The sequence below is a fragment of the Salinivibrio sp. ML323 genome (genome assembly GCF_001995745.1).
Taxonomy (GTDB): domain Bacteria; phylum Pseudomonadota; class Gammaproteobacteria; order Enterobacterales; family Vibrionaceae; genus Salinivibrio; species Salinivibrio kushneri.
Genome location: NZ_MUES01000032.1, coordinates 1 through 19,498, shown reverse-complemented (window position 1 = coordinate 19,498; position 19,498 = coordinate 1). Strand labels below are relative to the sequence as shown.

The window sequence follows — 19,498 nt, the reverse complement described above, 5'->3', positions numbered from 1 at the left end:
ATATGAAACAGCCAAACTATCACCTCGCTCACGTTATCGATACCCAAACCGTCACACCCAATATGCAACGTTTGACCTTACAAAGCGACGCTTTCGCGGCGTTCCCCGCTGACTGTGAAGGCGGCTACATCAAGTTACTGTTTGATAAAGCGGGCAGCACGGATCTGAGCGGAGTAGCTGAAGGCGAGCGCCCCGTGATGCGCACCTACACCATTCGCCGCTTTATGCCTGGCCAGCAGCAAATTGAAGTGGATATGGTTCGCCACCAAATCGAGCAAGCCGACTGTGGTTTTGCCGCGCGCTGGGCACTGAGCGCCCAAGTGGGCGATACCATTAATATTGCCGGCCCTGGGACAATTGCGCCGATTAATCGCGATGCGGATTGGTTCTTTATGGCGGCCGATATGACCGCGTTGCCGGCACTATCAGCCAAGATCAAAACCTTGCCTCGCGATGCCAAAGGCTATGCGGTGATCCAGCTCGATACCGCAGAGGATGCTCAACCACTCGACGCGCCCGCAGGTATGGAGATCATTTGGCTAACTACCCCGACGTTGGCCGAGACGGTAAAAGCACAGCCTTGGTTAGCCGGGCAAGTGTCGGTATGGTGTGCCTGTGAATTTGAAAGCATGCGCGCACTGCGCCAGTACTTCCGCAACGATCGTGATGTTGAGCGCGAATTTATCTACATCAGCAGCTATTGGAAAAATGGCGTGACTGAAGAAGGCCACAAAGTGATCAAGCGCGAAGATGCGGAGAATAATCAGTAGGCCTAAACACCTTTTTTCACCTGCAGTGAGCGTGCTTATCGCGTCTCTACCCGCATAAAAAAGCGCCGATATCGGCGCTTTTCTCGTTTAAGGGGGTCACCCTTTGATTATTTTGCTTGCTTATCGAGCAAGTCGAAGAAGAAGGCATATTCCAATGCATCTTCTTTAATCCGCTTAAAGCGCCCCGATGCGCCGCCGTGGCCGGCTTCCATATCGGTTTTAAACACTAGCGTATGGTTATCGGTTTTCAGCTCTCGCAATTTCGCGACCCATTTCATTGGCTCAAAGTACTGCACTTGTGAGTCATGCAGGCCTGTGGTGACCAACAAGTTGGGGTAGTCTTGCGCGCTGACATTGTCGTACGGTGAATAGCTGAGCATGTACTCATAGTAGGTTTTGTCATTCGGGTTGCCCCACTCGTCATACTCGTTGGTGGTCAGTGGAATCGACTCATCCAGCATGGTGGTAACGATATCCACAAATGGCACATGCGCAGCCACCCCTAAATATAACTCTGGCGCTTGGTTGATGATCGCCCCCATTAACAAGCCACCGGCTGAGCCGCCGACGGCAAACACCTTGTCTTTATCGCCATAGCCTTGCGCGGTCAGCGCTTTAGTCACATCAATAAAGTCGTTAAAGGTATTCTTTTTGGTGAGCTTTTTGCCATCGTCATACCAAGGACGCCCTAGCATTTCAGAGCCGCGAATATGCGCAATCGCAAAGACAAAGCCGCGATCCAACAAGCTTAAACGCGTGGTGGAGAAAGTGGGCTCCATAGTGGCGCCGTAGGAACCATAGCCGTATTGATAGAGCGGATTAGTGCCGTCTTTTTTGAAGCGGTCTTTACGATACACCAAAGACACAGGCACCTGCGCACCATCACGCGCGGTGATCATCACCCGCTCTGACTGGTAGTTGTCCGGATTAAACTCACCCAGCACTTGGTTTTGTTTGAGCATTTCACGCTCACCCGACGCCAAATCAAACTCGTAGTAGGTGCCCGGTGTGGTCAAGCTGGTGTAGTACACACGCACAGCGGTATTATCCATTTCTGCGTTGCCCGTCAGATAAGCCGCATAAGCTGAGTCGTTAAACGTAAGCTGATACTCCTCCCCAGTGGTGAGGTTACGCACCGTGGTACGCGGCAAGCCATTTTCGCGCTGCTCGTACACCAAGTGATTGTCGAACAGAGTAAAATCAACCAACTGCACTTTATCATTTGACGCGATCACATCTTGCCATTGGCTGCGATCGTCACGCTCGCTTTGGTGTACCTTCATCAAGCGGAAGTTCACCGCTTGGTAGTTGGTGTAGATGTAATACCACTCGCCACGCTTCGCCACGTCATATTCGATGCCGGTTTCTCGCGGATAAAACGCTTGGGCAGTAGCATTTGGATCATTGGCATCCACGAGCGATACGCCGCTGGTTTCAGTGCTCGAATGCCAAATAAAGATTTGCTCACCGTCTTTGCTTTTGCTCAAGCCGGTGTAATAGCTGGTATCCGTTTCTTCGTAAATTAAATCATCAGCGGATTGCGGCGTGCCCAGACGGTGACGATACACCTGATACCCCAGCAAGGTTTGCGGATCTTTTTTGATGTAGTAGAAAGCTTGGTTGTCGTTCTGCCACACAATGCTGCTCGAGGCGCCTTCAATTTTATCATCGAGGTACTCACCGGTGGTGAGGTCTTTGACTTGAATGGTATAAACGCGGCGGCTAAGGGTATCTTCCCCATAGGCTAATAGGTTTTCGTTTGGGCTGACACTGAGTTGACCAATGCTGTAAAACTCATGCCCTTTCGCGAGCGCGTTGACATCCAAAATTACCGTTTTGTCGGTGCCGGCAAAGTCTTTCGCTCGCACGTAAGTGCGGTATTCATTCTCGCCTTCCACTTCGCTGGAATAGAAATAACTGCCTTTTTTGACGGGAACCGAGGCATCGTCTTTGACGATACGCCCTTTGATTTCATCGAATAGTTTGGCTTGCATTGGCTCTGTATGCGCGAGCACCTGATCGGCATAGGCATTTTCTTGGTTAAGATGGGCGATCACATCGGGATCTTGGCGTGCATCGTCACGCATCCAATAGTAGTTGTCTACGCGCGTGTCGCCGTGAATGGTCATTTCATGAGGGATTTTTTTCGCGACAGGCGCACTCAGTTCGCCTGGGCTGGAAGCTTTCACGTGTGACTCTCCTTGAAAACTGCACCCTGAGAGCAAAGACACCGCCAGTGCTCCGGTGAGTAAAATGTGTCGGGACATACTTTTCCTTCAGGTTTATTTAGCCATAACAGTAATTTAACAAACAAGCATCTCTTTACTGACCTGAGGACATCAAGCAAGTTCCAATAAACAATCTTCTTTTTATCGTTCGTAAAATGACTCTCATTCTAATGCGTCCAGGGTACAAACATCATTGTTTTTAGCTTTAAACGGCAAATTACCGTGTTTTAGCCGTGTGGGGTTAAATCATCGAGACACTTCGTAGACGTAAAGAATGGCCGCTCGCAACAGCATTACGCCGGCACGAGCATCATTGCCGATTGGGCGGCGACATCAATGCCCTGCCCGCTCGAGACCGTGACGCCCGTCAGCATATCGCGCCAATCATTTTCCAGCGTCACTGAGAGTGATTGCGGCTCCAGGGATTTATTTAACACCAATATGCCTGCCTCTCCCCGTTGAATCACCAACCAGTCATCGGTCGCCTCCAAGACACGCATGGGCTCACCATGGGTCAAATTATGGAAGGCGATCATTTGCACCATCTTTGGATCTTTCCACGCATTTTGCCAGCGTGGTTGGCCGTCTCCCCCTTTGATACCACTGGTATCAAGATCGGTATAAATCAGTGGCACGCCACCATCACGCCCCAAGATATACGCGTAAGCCAGCCACTCGCTCGCTTCGTCCATCACCAAATCCAAGAAAACCTCATTGTTGGGAATGTCATGGGTAATGGCAAACGTGATTGCACGCCCTTTCGATAAGGCTTGGCCGAAGCAATAAGGGTCAATCAATGATTTGAGGCTGCCTTGGTTGGAAAACGCCTGATAAAGCGTTGAGAACAGCGGAAAGTCGTAGGCACCTAAACATGTTTCTTGTAAATAGGGAGCCAGAAAGAGTTCATATTCTTCTTTGCTTGCGCCACCGTCGGTGATGATTTCACCAAAAATATGCGCATCATGGGTAATATCATCGGTCCACACGCGTTTGAGGTGTTCTAAGGTCATGTGCTTGGCCGCATCAATCCGAAACCCTTTGACACCAATTGCTTTCAACGCCTTAAGGTAAGCACGTTGCTGCGCGATCACATGATCACACACTCGCAGTGTTGGTAACCCTGGATCGCTGGGCCCACCGCTAATACGCCCATTTTGCACTTGCCAGGTGTCCTTCCAATCTTGTATGCCAAACGCATCAACGAAGTCCTGCTCAGTAAACAGTGGCTGAGATAAATCACCGAACAATGTCAGTTCGCGATAGCGCTCTTCATGCGCTTGATAGGTTGCCATCACCGTTTGGCTGGGATAATTCAAGTCAGTGCGAGCGTGCGCTTCATTGGCCATATGATTGAAAACCACATCGACGTACGTAAACACACCAACACGGTTTAACGCTGCCACCATGGCTTTGAAATCCATTGTGTTTCCGAGCGCATTTTCAATGACACGATAATCTTGCGGCTGGTACCTAAGCCACCAGCGTTCATCTTGCTCGCTTTTCATCGGAGGGGACACCAGCACCGAGCCATATCCTAACGCCCTAATCTCCGCCGCGCGCTGGGCAATATCCGCGTACTTCCAATCAAAAGCATGCAAGATAACGTTGGCTCTTGATGATTGGGTGTCTTGTAAACCGTTCATATCTTCCTTATCGCGTTCGCGCATCACCGTGTTTCCGTTGTAGATGGGCTTATTCAATGATCAAAATTATAAACGCTATATACGTGCCGCCCTCCTCCTTTGTCCGCTTGTGTAAGGATGATAAGTAAGGCGTAGTGGGTGTTTAGCTAAGGGACAAGCACGCTCGTTACCCAGTGTACCGGACTTCATAGCGATTAGGGGAAAGCAGCGTTGGGCCTTCAAGTGGGTTAGCTACCCGCTTTGGCTAAGGAATAGAGCGTAGGGGGAACACTTTGAACGTGTTTTTTCCTCCATGCTTAGCCTGATAAAGCGCATCATCAGCTTGGGCTAACAAGCAATCAATATCGAGCGCTTCGGTGGTGGTGGTCATCCCGATGCTGGCAGAGAGGGTCATTTCAAGCGCTGAGCCACTGTTTTGAACCGCGCGGAGCAGTTCTGCCGATAACTGTTGCGCACTAGCACTATCACAGTAAGGCACCACGACCGCAAACTCTTCTCCCCCCAAGCGTCCGACAATCCCATTATCATCAACGACTTGCTCAAAAGTCTCAGCACAATGTATCAGTACTTTGTCGCCGACCGAGTGGCCAAATGAGTCATTGATGGCTTTAAAGTCATCCAAATCAATCATCAACACACTGATTGGAAAAGCGGCGGTCTCAACACGCCGTTTCGCTCTCGCCAAAAAGGCGCGGCGATTAAACAGTCCGGTTAAGCTATCTCGAGTCGCTTCGCGGTGGAGCTTCTCGTGCACGCGCTCCAGCTTATACAGAAAGATAATCAGGGTGTTAATCACGCTATAGGCGATGCCCGATAGAATCAGCCCTGCTTGTATTAGCGAGGTGCCCAGCAGTTGCGTCAATAGATCAGGATAGAGGTAGGCAAACGTCGCTCTACCAAAATAGGCAACACTGAACCCGCCCATCACCATGATGAGCCAACGCTTTAAACGCTGGCCGCCGGTGTTCGTACTACTCACAATGGTTTGTGTCATCAGCCCTAACTGCATACTGATGATCAAGCTCGCGTAAACCACGCGACTCCCGATGTCATCAAGGTGCGATGCCATAAATATCACGGACAGGATAACAGGTAGCATCAACTGCCAACGCGGTACGTCGCGCGCAAAAATTTGTCCCAGCGCCCAATGGCTAAACGAAAAGGCCACTATCACGCAAGCATTATAAAAAACGATCCCGATGTAAGGATGAAGGTGCGGGCGGGCAAATAAGAATAGGTTGCTAAAACCATGGATAAACAGGGACACCGCCCACCCATTGATACCAGGTTCTTTACGATTTTGTACCAACAAAAAACCCGCTAGCAGCCATTGGATTGCAGTCAGCGTAATGAGCAGTGTCGGTGCATCAAGTTTAAACATCAGAGATACGTTAATTAGGGCGCACTTCGATTTTACCACTTTATCCGTGGCCGTTTACCGGTAATCAATGTGCGCGGCTTCAATTTATGGCGATTAATCTTTATGACAGTTTCGGCGCACTTGCGCTATTCACCGATCGTGAGCGATAGGATTAGTTGCGATACAAGACTTTAATGATATGCCAGCCGAATTTGGTTTTTATCGGCCCAAACGGGCGCAATAACTCGCCACTGAAAACGGCTTTATCGAAAGGCGGTGCCATGTCACCGCGGCGAAATTCGCCTAGATCACCGCCTCGCTTACCCGACGGGCATTGCGAGTGCTTCTTCGCGAGCGTTTGAAAATTTGCCCCTTTTTTAAGCTGATCAAGCAAAGAGGTTGCTTGCGACTTATCCTTCACCAATATATGAAGGGCTGCTGCTTTCTTGGCCATCGAGCTATCTCATCAAATTAAAGTCGCTCAGTATACCGGATTTCTGTTACTGGATAACAGCCATAATAAGACGACCACAACCGATGCAGAGGGAGTGAGTCTAGGCGAGGGAGGCGTTGCGCGAAAAGCCGGCGAAAATTCATTAGGGGTGGAAGGATAAAATAGATAAAAATCCCCCTATCCGGCCTTTTCGCTGCCAGCTCTATTCAGTTTCGTCATAACCAAGTGCGTTTGATTTCTTTCCGCCGCCATGGCTAAAAAATCTCTTAAAACGCTGATTTGATCGCATTTTGATGCAAAAAAACAGATTGAAGAAAGCAGCGTTTATCATCACAAAAAGTATCAAAAAGAGATCTAAGTCACACTGCTGGCACATTGATATTCATCTGACTTTAATATTTACACCTCTGATGGTTAAGCTGTCTGTATTATCTGCTATTTGTTTAAAAACATCGGCAGATGCTTTTACGGGTATAGGAGAGACAGGCACGTACTGCCACCTCACTCGATGAGAAACAGATCTCAATCACACTCTCGTTAACCACGAGTGAAAGCTAATCCACATATCGGAGGGACATGATGTCCATTTACAGCCACCTTAAGCAATTGACTGCAATTTCATGCGTTGCCGCCGCACTAGGCTTCTCAGCCATGGCCAATGCCGACACTTGGCGTTATGCCCACGAGGAGTACGAAGGTGACGTGCAAGACGTCTATGCACACAAGTTCAAGGAGTATATTGAGGACAACTCTGAACATACGCTGCAGATTTATCGTTTCGGTGAACTCGGTGAATCCGACGACATCATGGAACAAACGCAGGCAGGTATCCTTCAGTTTGTTAACCAATCACCTGGCTTTACCGGTTCGTTGATCCCAGAAGCACAAATCTTTTTTATCCCTTACCTGATGCCGACGGATATGGAAACCGTGATTGAGTTCTTCCGTCAGAGTAAAGCGGTGAATGAAGACTTCCCAGAGTTGTATGAAGAGCAAGGTCTCGAGCTGCTCAAAATGTATCCTGAAGGCGAGATGGTGATGACAGCGGACGAGCGTGTGACTGAGCCTGCCGATCTTCAAGGTAAGAAAATTCGCGTCATGACTAACCCACTGCTTTCATCGACGTATGAAGCCTTTGGTGCAACGCCAACGCCATTGCCATGGGGTGAAGTATACGGTGCACTCCAAACCAATATGATTCAAGGTCAAGAAAACCCAATTTTCTGGATTGAGTCAGGCGGTTTGTATGAAGTATCACCTAACCTAATCTTTACGCACCACGGCTGGTTTACCACCGCCTCAATGGCAAATAAGGACTTCTTTGACGGCTTGTCGTCCGACGAGCAAGCGATGATCCGCGATGCCGCTGACTATGCATTTAACCAAACCGTTGAACACATCCGCGGCTTGGCTGATGAATCACTCGAGAAAATCAAATCGTCGAGTGATGAAGTCACTGTGACTCGCTTGACTGATGCGCAAATCGAGAAGTTTAAAGCACGTGCGCCACAGGTAGAGGAAACCTTCTACGAAATGACTGGCGAAAGCGGCAAAGCCCTTCTTAACCAGTTTAAGAAAGACTTGGACGCTGTTACTAACTAGTCGCTAATCACTCAGGCACCGTGTCACACGGTGCCTGTTTTACCTGAGGAATGCGTAATGACCGATTCCGACTCTCTCACGTACCACTCCGAGCTTCCTGGCCTTCTTGGCAAATTGGATACCCTGATTTGTAAAATCGAATCCTTCATGTTGGCCGCTGGTGTGCTCCTAATGGCCCTGAATACCTGTGTTAACGTTATTGCACGCTTTGGTTTTGGGCAGGGCTTGTTTTTTTCTGGCGAAATCAATCGTATTTTAATTGTTTTAATCACCTTTGCAGGGATTGGCTACGCGGCGAGACATGGTCGCCACATTCGTATGTCTGCTCTGTATGACACTCTGCCTTTCAAAGGCAGAAAAATCTTAATGACAAGCATCGCGCTGATCACAGGCCTTATCATGCTGGTGTTGGCGTATTTTTCTTATCAATACATTGTCTCCGTTTATGACCGCGGTCGTATCTTGCCAGCACTTGGCTTCGAGATTTGGTGGATTTATATCTGGGTACCACTGGGCTTTATCGTCACCGGCATTCAGTACGGGTTGACTGTCTATAAAAATCTCACCTCGCCCGATGTTTACCTCTCCGCTGGCGTCCTCGATGGTTACGCTGAGACAGAAAGTGAAGTTTAAATAGGCACCTACCACTATGGCCATGACGTTAATGTTCATCATGATTGTCTTGCTTGTGCTTGGCTTTCCAATGATGGTCCCTTTGATTACTGCCGCGCTAACCGGTTTTTACATGATGTTTGGCGGCGTGGGTCAAATGGACACGTTTATTCAGCAAGTGCTGGGAGGCATCCGCCCTGCCTCACTGATTGCTGTTCCTATGTTTATTCTCGCCGCCGACATTATGACGCGGGGGCAATCCGCTAACCGATTGATTGATATGGTCATGACCTTTATTGGTCATATTCGCGGCGGGTTGGCGATCAGTACCGCCACCTCGTGTACCCTGTTTGGTGCCGTGTCTGGCTCAACACAGGCAACCGTGGTGGCCGTTGGCTCGGCATTGCGCCCAAAGCTGCTTCGAGCCGGCTATAGCGACTCTTTTTCGCTCGCGTTAATCATCAACTCCAGTGATATCGCCTTTTTGATTCCTCCCAGCATCGGGATGATCATTTACGGGGTGATCTCAGAAACCTCTATCGCCGAACTGTTTATCGCTGGGATCGGCCCTGGATTGATGATCCTGACCTTTTTCTCGCTCTACTGCTTGTATTACGCCACTGTCCACAAAGTGCCGACTGAGCCTAAAGCGAGCTGGAGTGAGCGGATTACCGCCACTCGAAAAGCCTTGTGGCCACTGATGTTCCCACTGATCATCGTCGGCGGGATTTATGGCGGTGTCTTTAGTCCCACAGAAGCGGCCGCGGTGTGTGTGCTTTATGCGATGATCTTGGAATTTGGTGTCTTTCGCTCACTAAACAGCAAAGATGTGTTCACCATCGCACGCTCAACAGGCTTAATTACGGCTGTGGTCTTTATTCTGGTCGGCGTGGGCAACGGTTTTTCTTGGATCATTTCTTTCGCGCAAATCCCGCAAACTATTCTCGAGGCAGTCGGGATAAGTGAAATGGGTCCGATGGGCGTGCTAGCCTCTATTTCCATTGCCTTTTTTGTCGCCTGTATGTTCGTTGATCCGATTGTGGTGATCCTGGTGCTCACGCCTATATTTGCACCTGCGATAGAAGCCACTAGTCTTGATCCTGTGCACGTCGGGATTGTGATCACCTTACAAGTGGCGATCGGCTCAGCAACGCCTCCGTTTGGCTGTGATATTTTCACCGCTATTGCGATTTTCAAAAAACCCTATTGGGAAGTTATCCGAGGAACGGGGCCATTTATCGCCATGCTGCTTCTATCAGCCGCGCTGTTGGTGATGTTCCCGCAGATTGCGTTATTCCTACGTGATATCGCGTTTGGGTAACTAAACAACAGGAGTAATTGGATGTTTAAACGAATATTGGTTGCCGTCGATGGCTCATATTCTGCGTTAAATGCGTTAGATAAAGCGATTGAGTTGCAACAACTCACTCATGCTGAACTTTACTTATTGTGTGTGTTTAAACATCACAGTTTGTTTGAGGCGTCACTATCGATGGTTCGCCCCGATCGGTTGCAAATCCCAGATCAGACCCTGAGCGAGTACGCGCGCAACATCGTTGAGCAAGCCAAACAACATGCGCTAGAGAACGGTGGCGAGAGTGTGCGCGGGTTTGTCAAAGGCGGGCGCCCGTCCAAAACCATTATTAAGTTTGCGAAAAACAAAGAGGTAGATTTGATTGTGATGGGTGCGCATGGCACCCACTCAGACAAAGACGGTATGTTTCTTGGCAGTGTCTCCCATCGTGTGGCAGGCCGTGCACATTGTCCCACTATGGTGGTTTAACCGCCTATGATGGCGTTTTTTCACACGTTGTCGTTCACACCCAGTCCTCACAATAAGAAAAAGGCCAGCATCGGGAGATGCTGGCCTTTTTTCACTGTTTCCAGCGCTTTTATTGCATGTGGAAATAATGACTATTCAGTACCAGGTGGACACCAATAGAGGCCAAGTAACCGAGCATGATCACTGGTGCCCATTTTAGGTGGCCAAAAAAGGTGTATTTGCCGTGGGCTTGCCCCATCAGCGCGACACCGGCCGCAGAGCCAAGGGACAACAAGCTCCCCCCCACACCCGCTGTTAACGTCACCAATAGCCAGTTACCGTGGGACATCTCAGGGCTCATGGTTAATACCGCAAACATGACCGGAATGTTATCCACTACCGCAGATAAAACCCCTACCAGTGTATTCGCCCAAATAGGATTCCACTCGAGATACATCACATTCGAGACTAACGATAAGTACCCAATCAAGCTAAGGCCGCCAACACACATCACGACCCCGTAGAAGAAGAGCAAGGTATCCCACTCAGCGTGGGAAATGCGGCGGAAGACATCAAAGGGTACCACTGACCCCAGTCGACGTAATGCCGCTTCGTCATTCTTCGCCTCAGCGATAGCACGTTTACGCGCTAACGAACGTGGCAGGGTGCGGCGCAGATAAAAACCAAAAAACTGCAGATAAGCCAATCCCATCATCATCCCCATCACCGGCGGGAAATGGATAAAGCCATGGAAAGCAACCGCCGTGGCGATAGTGAGCAAGAACAAGACCATGATGCGGCGCGCGCCCCGCTTTAGCTCAACATGCTCTTGCATCACATCCGGCTGCGTCCGCGGGATAAAGAGCGACATGATAAAGGCAGGGATCACGTAGTTGACCACAGACGGAATAAACAAAGCGCCGAATTCGGCAAAAGTGACTTTGCCCGCCTGCCACACCATCAAGGTAGTGATATCGCCGAAGGGGCTAAACGCACCGCCGGCGTTTGCCGCCACAACAATGTTGATACAAGCCAGATTAATAAACCGAGGGTTATCACCGCCAATTTTTAGCACAATGGTACACATCAGCAGCGCAGTGGTAAGGTTATCCGCCACTGGCGAGATAAAGAACGATAGGATCCCAGTAATCCAAAACAGGCTTCTCAAATCGTAGCCTTTACTCAAAATCCACGCTTTCAAGCCATCGAATAAACGCCGTTCTTCCATCGCCGAGATGTAGGTCATGGYCACCAACAAGAACAGCAATAGCTCGGCATACTCCAACAGATTGTGCTCTAGCGCGGCATGCGCCGGTGCCATATTGCCCCATTGCGAGTAGGCAAAACCAATGAGCAGCCAAATCAAGCCCGCCGCCAGCAAAACAGGCTTCGATTTTCGCAAATGAAGCTTTTCCTCTAGCATCACTAAGCTGTAGGCAACCGCAAAGATTGCCAAAGACGCATAGCCCACCCAGGACTGAGTTAAATCCAGCCCTTGTCCTGTTGTAGCGGCAAAAGCCGTTGGCGATACCATCGCCAACGCCGCAACCAAACGCTTCATCCTTGAGCCTCCAAATGTTGTTTCCTTACTTCTGATATGACAATTACGTCGTGTTAATCAGCCTGTTTCCGACTGTTTATTGACCGACACCCACCATAGAGACACATCGCGTCGCCTCGGCGCAGTGACACCTTTCTCACCATTAAAAGACAGTTTAAAAAGCGTGCTCTGTGGCAATCGTGCAATGTATCAATTATTTATTTTGCACGGATAGAACACCGCAGAACAAAAACGAACATAATATTAACAAATATGGCGTTAACGTCTATTACTAAGCACGTTTCAACCGTAAAAAAGAGGTGACATGGGTTACTGTCAAGATTAATAATATCAACTTACTCGTTGGTAATCGCTGTCATAGTCGGCAAAAATCGACTAGATTTAAACAAAAAGTGAATGATTTTAGTCATCCTCATTGAAAAAACCAAAAAATAACACTTAAACAACATCGCAAACGCATCATTGCTATCTTGCTGGGATGCACAGTTCAAAGAAGGGAGTCACTATGAAAGCATCTAAACTCGCGGCCGTTGTCTGCGCGGCTGCGTTGTCAGTGGGAACGACCACTTCCACCCTAGCTGAAACGGCGCGTGTCGCCGTCTCTCAGATTGTGGAGCACCCTGCGCTTGACGCCGCCCGCAATGGTCTATTGGATGGCCTGATTGCCAAAGGTTATACCCAGGGCGAGAATCTCGATTTTAAATATCAAACGGCGCAAGGTAACCCCGCGATTGCGGTACAAATTGCTCGCCAGTATGTCGGCGAACAGCCGGATGTCCTTGTCGGGATTGCGACCCCCTCTGCACAAGCGCTCGCGGCCGCTACCCGCGATGTACCAGTGATTTTCACCGCCGTGACCGATCCTGTCGGCGCAAAGCTGGTCAAAAACATGGATGCCCCTAGCGGCAATGTAACAGGACTGTCTGATCTTTCTCCCGTCGCGCAACATGTCGCACTGGCCAAAGAACTTTTACCCAACCTTTCCTCTATTGGCGTGGTGTATAACCCAGGCGAAGCAAACGCCGTCACCTTAGTTGAGCTGCTAAAAGAAGTCGCTGAGCAACATGGGATTAAAGTGATCGAAGGGACAGCACTAAAAAGTGCTGACGTCCAGTCAGCCGCACAGGTCGTGGCGACACAGTCTGATGTGATTTATGCCCCAACAGACAACACAGTCGCTAGCGCTATTGATGGCTTAGTCGCCGCTGCTAACGCAGCAGACACACCAGTTATCGGTGGCTCGACGTCTTATATTCCCAACGGCGCAGTAGCGGCATTAGGCTTTGATTACTACTCGGTTGGGGTACAAACCGCAGATTATGTTGCCGCGGTGTTGGAAGGCAAACCGATTTCATCATTGCCAGCCAAAGTGGCGGAAGGATCAGACCTTGCTGTCAATCGCGCAGCGGCTAAGAAACTCGGCCTTGAGGTGCCTGCGTCTCTCTTAGATCGCGCCTCACGCATCGTAGACTAGTTTGTATCAGTCTTGGAGTAGTAAATGACTGCAATTGCGTTCTTCGGCACCTTAGAGGTTGGGCTGATCTATGGCTTGGTCGCACTCGGAGTCTATCTGACATTCCGTGTTTTGGATTTTCCCGATCTGACCGTTGACGGCAGCTTCCCAATGGGCGCTGCCGTGGCAGCAACCATGATCGTTGCCGGCTATAACCCATGGTTAGCAACGGCCGTGGCCATTTTGGCCGGTGGATTGACAGGGCTCGTCACTGCCTTTTTGACCGTAAAATGCGGCATCCTCAATTTGCTCTCGAGTATTTTGACCATGATTGCCGCTTTCTCTATTAACATCCGTATCATGGGGCGCCCCAATATCGCCTTACTCGGGGAAGAAACCATCCTCACACCATTTGAATCACTGGGGATTGCCCCAGCGTATCTTCGCCCCTTAGTGGTGGGTGTCTTGGTGATTATTAGTGGCCTCCTCGTGATCCGCTTATTAGCCAGTGATTTCGGCCTTGGGCTACGCGCCACTGGCGTCAATGCACGCATGGTAAAGGCGCAAGGTGGAAGTACCGCGATGTATACCTACTTTGGCCTGGCGTTATCCAACGCCTTTGTCGGCTTTGCCGGGGCGTTATTTGCACAAACCAATAGCTTTGCTGATGTCACCTCTGGCGTCGGCACCATTGTGGTGGGGCTCGCCGCGGTGATATTGGGACAAACGCTGATCCCTGGGCGTAAAGTCTGGGTGGCCGTTATCGCGGTTATTTTAGGCTCTATCCTCTATCGTCTCGCCGTCGCATTCGCCTTATCGAGTGGCATGTTTGGCTTGCAAGCCTCTGATCTCAACTTGGTGACCGCGGTACTGGTTGCCGTCGCATTGATTGCACCCAAAATGCGCCAGCAATATCAAAAGTCGAAACGTACCAAGCAGGCGGAGGTGTCAGGATGATCACGCTTAACAACATTCAAGTCACCTTTAATCCTGGGACCGTGCTGGAGAACCGCGCGTTACGAGGCGTCAATCTCACGATTCCTGAAAAAGAGTTCGTCACCATCATTGGCTCCAATGGCGCGGGGAAATCGACCTTGCTGGGGGCAGTGACAGGGGAAACCCCGATGATTGGTGGTCAGGTTATGATTGACGACATCGATGTGACGAAAAAAGCCGTTCACCAACGTGCCACCCTCGCCGCGCGCGTGTTTCAAGATCCACTTGCAGGCACCTGTGCCTCATTAACCATTGAAGAAAACTTAGCCCTGGCCTTTCGGCGCGGAAAAGGGCGTGGCTGGACACGTGCGCTGGGCAGTAAACGGCGTCAATTATTCCAAGAGCGCATTGCGATTTTGGGGTTAGGGCTAGAAGATAGGCTCGGTGACAGCATCGGCCTGCTTTCAGGAGGCCAACGCCAGGCGGTCAGTTTGGTGATGGCCACTCTATCAGACAGTAAGCTCTTACTGCTTGATGAACATACTGCCGCCCTGGATCCACGTATGGCGGCGTTCGTGATTGATTTAACCAAAACCATCGTCAATGAGTTTAACCTGACGGCGATGATGGTCACTCACTCAATGAAAGATGCCTTGGCCTGTGGCGATCGCACCGTGATGTTACACCAAGGCAATATCGTCCTCGACGTACACGGTGATGAACGTAAGAATATGGATGTCCCACATCTGCTGGAAATGTTCAACAAAGTGCGTGGCGAAACCCTTGCCGACGACAGCTTGCTGCTCGGCTGACACAGTCTTTCACTTCAAGGACAACAGACGGCGCTTATTCCCGAATAAGCGCCCAATTTTCTATTCTGGTTGCCAGATTTTTCGTGATAGCCAGTCTTCCATGCTAGGGTAGCGGTATCTTAGTAAGGGACTGGCTATGAACATTAAAAGCGTTCTGCTCGCTTTATTGGTGGTGCTGATCTGGGGCGTCAACTTTTCCGTCATTAAAGTTGGGCTGGAAACCCTCCCACCCATTTTGTTTTCAGGGTTACGATTTTTTATCGTCGCCTTGCCGGCGGTATTTTTTATTCCGCGTCCTAAGGTAAAACTTTGGCAACTATTCGCGGTAGGACTAAGCCTGGGCGTGATTAAATTTAGTTTGTTGTTTATTGCCATGCAGGACGATGCCTCAGCGGGTATCGCCTCGTTGCTATTACAATCACAAGTGATTTTTACCATTGCGTTAAGCGCCCTGCTCCTTAAAGAACATATTACCTTGCCGCAACGCATCGGACTTGCTGTTGCCTTTGCCGGCTTTGGGCTCTTCTTCGTCACGTCAACGGGGAGCGCAACACTCACAGGGGTGGCAATGATCGTTGCCGCTGGCTTTTTCTGGGCCATTGCCAACATGGTGATGAAACAAATGCCAGGCGTCAACCTGATGCACTTTATGGTTTGGGTGAGCTTAATCCCACCGCTGCCACTGTTTGCCCTTTCGTACTGGTTTGAGAGTCATCAACCTCTTGCGCTATTACAAGCGACACCGTTATCCGGATGGATATCAATTGCTTATGTGGGTTACTTGTCTACACTGGTAGCGTTCGCTATCTGGGGGTGGTTACTCAACCAGCACACCTCGGCCTCGGTCACCCCGTTTGCGCTATTAATCCCGATTGTCGGTATGGCGGCCGCATCGATCGGGTTGGGAGAATCCTTATCGCTGATTGAGTGGATTGGGGCGGCCTTGATTGTTACTGGCTTGAGCCTGTCAGTATTGGGTCGGCGCATTGGCCGCTGGTTGGGACTAAAAACCCGTGCCAGACCTACTTCTGCGCTGTAAGTGATTTACTCGGCCACCACTGATTAAGCAACCTGCCACCCAACGACGGCTGATACCGCCAGCAATAATCAAACATAGCCATTAGGCTGGGATTGCCATATTTGGACAGGCTGACGGCATGAAAGCGATTGTGGTTGGCTTTCAGTGTCTCAACCTTGTTGCTCATCGCATCCGATTGCTTAGGCGCGATAAAATCTGACACCACCACTAGATCGGCGTTTTGATAGCGATCGCTTTCCATCAGATTGAGCGCTTTATCAATGACTGGCGTCATATCTGTGCCGCCATGAAAACGGTAGGAGAGAAAGCTCATCGCTTCTTGCAAACCACGCTCACCGGTTAACTCGTAGCTAATATGGTCAGTGGAAAACAGCATCACGTAGCAGTCTCGGTGCTCGGTGGCGGCAATTCGCATCAGCACGTACGCGAGGGCTTTAGCACACTGCTCTGGAAAACCACTCATTGAGCCTGAGGCATCCACGGCAATGATAAACGGCCCTTTCTTTTGTTCCGGCTTAGATTGACTCGGCGCCTGTGTCTCGACTTTTTTACGACGATAAGCCTTACCGGAAAACTGATAATTGAGGAGCTGTTTGTCGACCAGTTGCTTGTAAAACACCACTTCAAGCGCTGGATCCGCGAGCAACACTGCTTCATTGGGCAACAAGCGATCAACCCGATCACTTTGGCAAATCCCCGTGATATCGTCCGGCACATCCACCTGACGCTCTGGTTTGGTTTTCAGGGTTTCAGTGGGCTGTTGGCTGGGCCCAGAAAGATTCACCTGATTGGCCATGCGCCCGAGTTGTTCCGCAATAGCTTGAAGCTCCGGGTTTTTCTCTAGAAACGTAATAAACCGTTTAAGCAAGGTGACGTCTTGCTGCGAAAGAGAGCTTGCCGCCATATCCCACAGCCGCCCCACTTTGCTGATATCGCCCGACTGATCGACACCATCCATTTGCTGATAGGTGGCTATGCGCCGATACAAGTCTTCAAGTAGCTTTTGTTTTTGCGCCTCAACATTGTCGGACTGATTTTTTTGTATTTCCGCTTTTAAATGCGCATGCCATTTGTTGCAAAAGTAAGACTGAAACATCGGGTCGGCGTGCTGAGCTTGATGGGCGGCGAGCTTTTCCGCCTGCGGATAGAACGAAGAAACCGATTTTAACTGACTCAGCAAGGTATCAATCTCTTTTTCAAACGCGCGYGCGGTTTTTTCGGTGGCCTGCTCGTAGTATTGAATTTCTTGCTTCAGGGAGGCTGACAACCCTTGCTGCACCAGCTTGCGTTTTGTTTGCCCTCGCCAGCGGTGAAGCTGTTTTTTTACGGCTCGCTTAATCGCAGGGCTTCGTTCCGTCAACACCAGCAACTGGGGGTGAGACATCAACTCTGTCATCGCCGCATCCAGTAACCCAGACTCGGCGAGCATCAACCCCATGTTCAGGCTCTCAGCACTCAGCATGGCTCGCCCCTGAGAAGAACTCACCTAAGCGCGCTAAACGATTAACTTGGCGCTCTAGGTTATCGATCTGCGTTTTAACCTCATGTTCAACATCCACCAAACTCGCTGATGCGATTTCCAGCAGATCCGGTTGCGCAAATAAATGCGGTAACCCAGCATTGAGTTGACTGCGCGCGCGACGAATTAAAAACTGTGCGTGTTGCAATTGCTCAAGCGCCTGATCGGTTTGTTGCTTCCAATCTGCTAGCTGCGATTCGCTGGGATCGTTAACCCCCACCAAGGCCATCGGCACCGGCCGATTAGCGATATCTTTAATGACCAAGGCGTGCTGCGCATCCCACTCTAACGTGAGCCGGCACAGGTGATTGTTTTTATTCACATAGCCATATAAGTCTGTGCTGCCTGTTTTTAACTTTTTCTCAATGTCGGACGCATCGAGATATACCCAGCGACTGTCACCTTTTTCTTGCTCTGACACCGATGGGTTGGCCCGAAGGAGGACAAAACGCACCAAGTCTCGACTTTGGTTGACCGTGAAGCGAGGCGACTGACTCACGTCAATCATTGCTTTGCGCGTGAGTCCAGCGGTGGCCGTCTCTTGTCTATAGGTCAGCGCCTCAGCCGTATCTTGCTCAATCTCTTCTAACGCCACTTTGACGTCATCGATCAAAGCGAGTACTTCTTGTTGATCGAACAGCACCTCTTTGGCAAATGCCTGCATCACGGTTTGCACCACATCGCGCGATTCTGGGCTATGCCATAGACAGTCTTCCAGTAACAATAAGTCCAGTGGAGCGACTTCGTCACGACCATTGAAAAAAGCGGCCGCTTTTAGCAAACGCACTGCTTTTTTCCACCGGCGATCCGACACATAAAGCTCACTTGGATCGAACTGTGATTGCTCACTGCCGGCATTTTCTACCCGTTGTTTTAGGGTGTAGAGTTTTTCGAATATCGCATCGGGCAGATCCAGTGTGGGAATAATGGTCTGCCAATGCTGATATTCTTGATGGCTAATTTTCAACTTATCGGCCACCGTTGCTTCATCCTGGCTGGGCTCGGTAAGCATCAGTTTGAAGTTTTTCTTCTCTTGGATCCGATTGACGAACACTCGTAGCAACATGCGATCGTACAAGGCATCGAGCCCACTGTCCGGCTCGGGTAATTCGTTGGACGCAGTCACCAATAAACGCATAGGAACAGGATAAACATGCTCGCCATTTTTGAAGGTGCGTTCGTTGACCACGGTCAGCAAGGTGTTGAGGATCGCCGGCCCTGCTTTCCATATTTCGTCCAAGAAGACCACGTCGGCATTGGGCAAATAGCCATCGGTCAAGCGTACATATTTACCTTCATCTTTCAGCGCCTGAATCGAGAGCGGGCCAAATACTTCTTCCGGCGTGGAAAATCGAGTCATCAAGTATTCAAAAAACTGGCTGTTATCAAATGCCTCAATCAATCGTTTAGCGATATAACTTTTCGCAATCCCGGGTGGACCCAGTAAGAAGATACTTTCACCGGCAAGCGCGGCCAACAAACACATCTTGATAGTATGTTCGCGTTCGTACACGCCGCTAGAAAGCGCATTGATGAGGCTGGCTATACGTTCAGGTAGCAAAGCTCGTTGACTGACGGTGGCAAGGTTTTGAGACAAGTGATACTCCGATTTTCATCGCTATATGGGGTATGTTTGTGCTTGATAACCTCGAAGCGCTTGTTGGTTTAATCATGGCAAGCCAAGCGCTATTTACCATTAACCGGCCGACTAACCGCACAAAAAACACACTACTATGTAAAATAATAT

Annotated in this window: 16 protein-coding genes; 9 read left to right on the top strand and 7 right to left on the bottom strand. The window is 49.9% G+C overall.

Annotation, left to right across the window (positions count from 1 at the left end):
• The first annotated feature begins 2 nt into the window (after positions 1–2).
• Positions 3–770, top strand: coding sequence for a siderophore-interacting protein (locus BZG13_RS13445; protein WP_077486981.1), 768 nt, complete (start codon positions 3–5; stop codon positions 768–770).
• A gap of 107 nt (positions 771–877) precedes the next feature.
• Here the strand turns inward: BZG13_RS13445 and BZG13_RS13440 are convergent, their stop codons facing one another.
• From BZG13_RS13440 to ppiC, 4 genes are all read right to left on the bottom strand, one after another.
• Positions 878–3,037, bottom strand: coding sequence for a S9 family peptidase (locus BZG13_RS13440; RefSeq protein ID WP_077486980.1), 2,160 nt, complete (start codon positions 3,035–3,037; stop codon positions 878–880).
• Positions 3,038–3,291: 254 nt separating this feature from the next.
• Positions 3,292–4,641 carry an alpha-amylase family protein gene (locus BZG13_RS13435; protein ID WP_077486990.1) on the bottom strand — a complete coding sequence of 450 codons (1,350 nt, stop codon included), beginning with the start codon at positions 4,639–4,641 and terminating at the stop codon, positions 3,292–3,294.
• A gap of 244 nt (positions 4,642–4,885) precedes the next feature.
• The gene (locus BZG13_RS13430; RefSeq protein ID WP_077486979.1) at positions 4,886–6,022 is read right to left on the bottom strand and encodes a GGDEF domain-containing protein; all 1,137 of its coding nucleotides are present in this window, start codon (positions 6,020–6,022) and stop codon (positions 4,886–4,888) included.
• A gap of 151 nt (positions 6,023–6,173) precedes the next feature.
• Positions 6,174–6,455: a peptidylprolyl isomerase PpiC gene (gene ppiC, locus BZG13_RS13425; protein ID WP_077486978.1), complete on the bottom strand. Its 282-nt coding sequence runs from the start codon at positions 6,453–6,455 to the stop codon at positions 6,174–6,176.
• Positions 6,456–7,031: 576 nt separating this feature from the next.
• Here ppiC and BZG13_RS13420 point away from each other — a divergent pair.
• Genes BZG13_RS13420 through BZG13_RS13405 form a run of 4 tightly spaced genes read left to right on the top strand, consistent with a single transcriptional unit; the run spans position 7,032 to position 10,452 of the window.
• A complete protein-coding gene (locus BZG13_RS13420) occupies positions 7,032–8,057 on the top strand; it encodes a TRAP transporter substrate-binding protein (protein WP_198935529.1) in 1,026 nt (341 codons plus the stop codon).
• A gap of 57 nt (positions 8,058–8,114) precedes the next feature.
• Complete coding sequence (locus BZG13_RS13415) at positions 8,115–8,690, top strand: TRAP transporter small permease (RefSeq protein ID WP_069362868.1); 576 nt, start codon at positions 8,115–8,117, stop codon at positions 8,688–8,690.
• Positions 8,691–8,706: 16 nt separating this feature from the next.
• The gene (locus BZG13_RS13410; protein ID WP_077486976.1) at positions 8,707–9,990 is read left to right on the top strand and encodes a TRAP transporter large permease; all 1,284 of its coding nucleotides are present in this window, start codon (positions 8,707–8,709) and stop codon (positions 9,988–9,990) included.
• Positions 9,991–10,011: 21 nt separating this feature from the next.
• Positions 10,012–10,452 carry a universal stress protein gene (locus BZG13_RS13405; RefSeq protein WP_069362866.1) on the top strand — a complete coding sequence of 147 codons (441 nt, stop codon included), beginning with the start codon at positions 10,012–10,014 and terminating at the stop codon, positions 10,450–10,452.
• 109 nt (positions 10,453–10,561) lie between these two features.
• Here BZG13_RS13405 and nhaD read toward each other — a convergent pair whose 3' ends face one another.
• Positions 10,562–11,992: a sodium:proton antiporter NhaD gene (nhaD, locus tag BZG13_RS13400; RefSeq protein ID WP_077486975.1), complete on the bottom strand. Its 1,431-nt coding sequence runs from the start codon at positions 11,990–11,992 to the stop codon at positions 10,562–10,564.
• A 505-nt stretch (positions 11,993–12,497) separates the two neighbouring features.
• On the opposite strand from nhaD, the gene BZG13_RS13395 reads away from it, so the two are divergent.
• From BZG13_RS13395 to BZG13_RS13380, 4 genes are all read left to right on the top strand, one after another.
• On the top strand, positions 12,498–13,466 hold the full coding sequence (locus BZG13_RS13395; protein WP_077486974.1) for an ABC transporter substrate binding protein: 969 nt from the start codon (positions 12,498–12,500) through the stop codon (positions 13,464–13,466).
• Positions 13,467–13,490: 24 nt separating this feature from the next.
• Entirely contained in the window at positions 13,491–14,402 is a 912-nt protein-coding gene (locus tag BZG13_RS13390; protein ID WP_077486973.1) for an ABC transporter permease, read from the top strand.
• Positions 14,399–15,193, top strand: coding sequence for an ABC transporter ATP-binding protein (locus BZG13_RS13385; RefSeq protein ID WP_069362862.1), 795 nt, complete (start codon positions 14,399–14,401; stop codon positions 15,191–15,193). The genes BZG13_RS13390 and BZG13_RS13385 overlap by 4 nt, the downstream gene beginning before the upstream one ends.
• A gap of 136 nt (positions 15,194–15,329) precedes the next feature.
• The gene (locus tag BZG13_RS13380) at positions 15,330–16,232 is read left to right on the top strand and encodes an EamA family transporter (RefSeq protein ID WP_077486972.1); all 903 of its coding nucleotides are present in this window, start codon (positions 15,330–15,332) and stop codon (positions 16,230–16,232) included.
• On the opposite strand, the gene viaA is transcribed toward BZG13_RS13380, so the two are convergent.
• Both viaA and BZG13_RS13370 read right to left on the bottom strand, forming a co-directional pair.
• The gene (viaA, locus tag BZG13_RS13375) at positions 16,216–17,694 is read right to left on the bottom strand and encodes an ATPase RavA stimulator ViaA (RefSeq protein ID WP_077486971.1); all 1,479 of its coding nucleotides are present in this window, start codon (positions 17,692–17,694) and stop codon (positions 16,216–16,218) included. The genes BZG13_RS13380 and viaA overlap by 17 nt on opposite strands.
• Positions 17,681–19,348 carry an AAA family ATPase gene (locus BZG13_RS13370; RefSeq protein WP_077459268.1) on the bottom strand — a complete coding sequence of 556 codons (1,668 nt, stop codon included), beginning with the start codon at positions 19,346–19,348 and terminating at the stop codon, positions 17,681–17,683. The genes viaA and BZG13_RS13370 overlap by 14 nt, the downstream gene beginning before the upstream one ends.
• Positions 19,349–19,498: the final 150 nt, after the last annotated feature.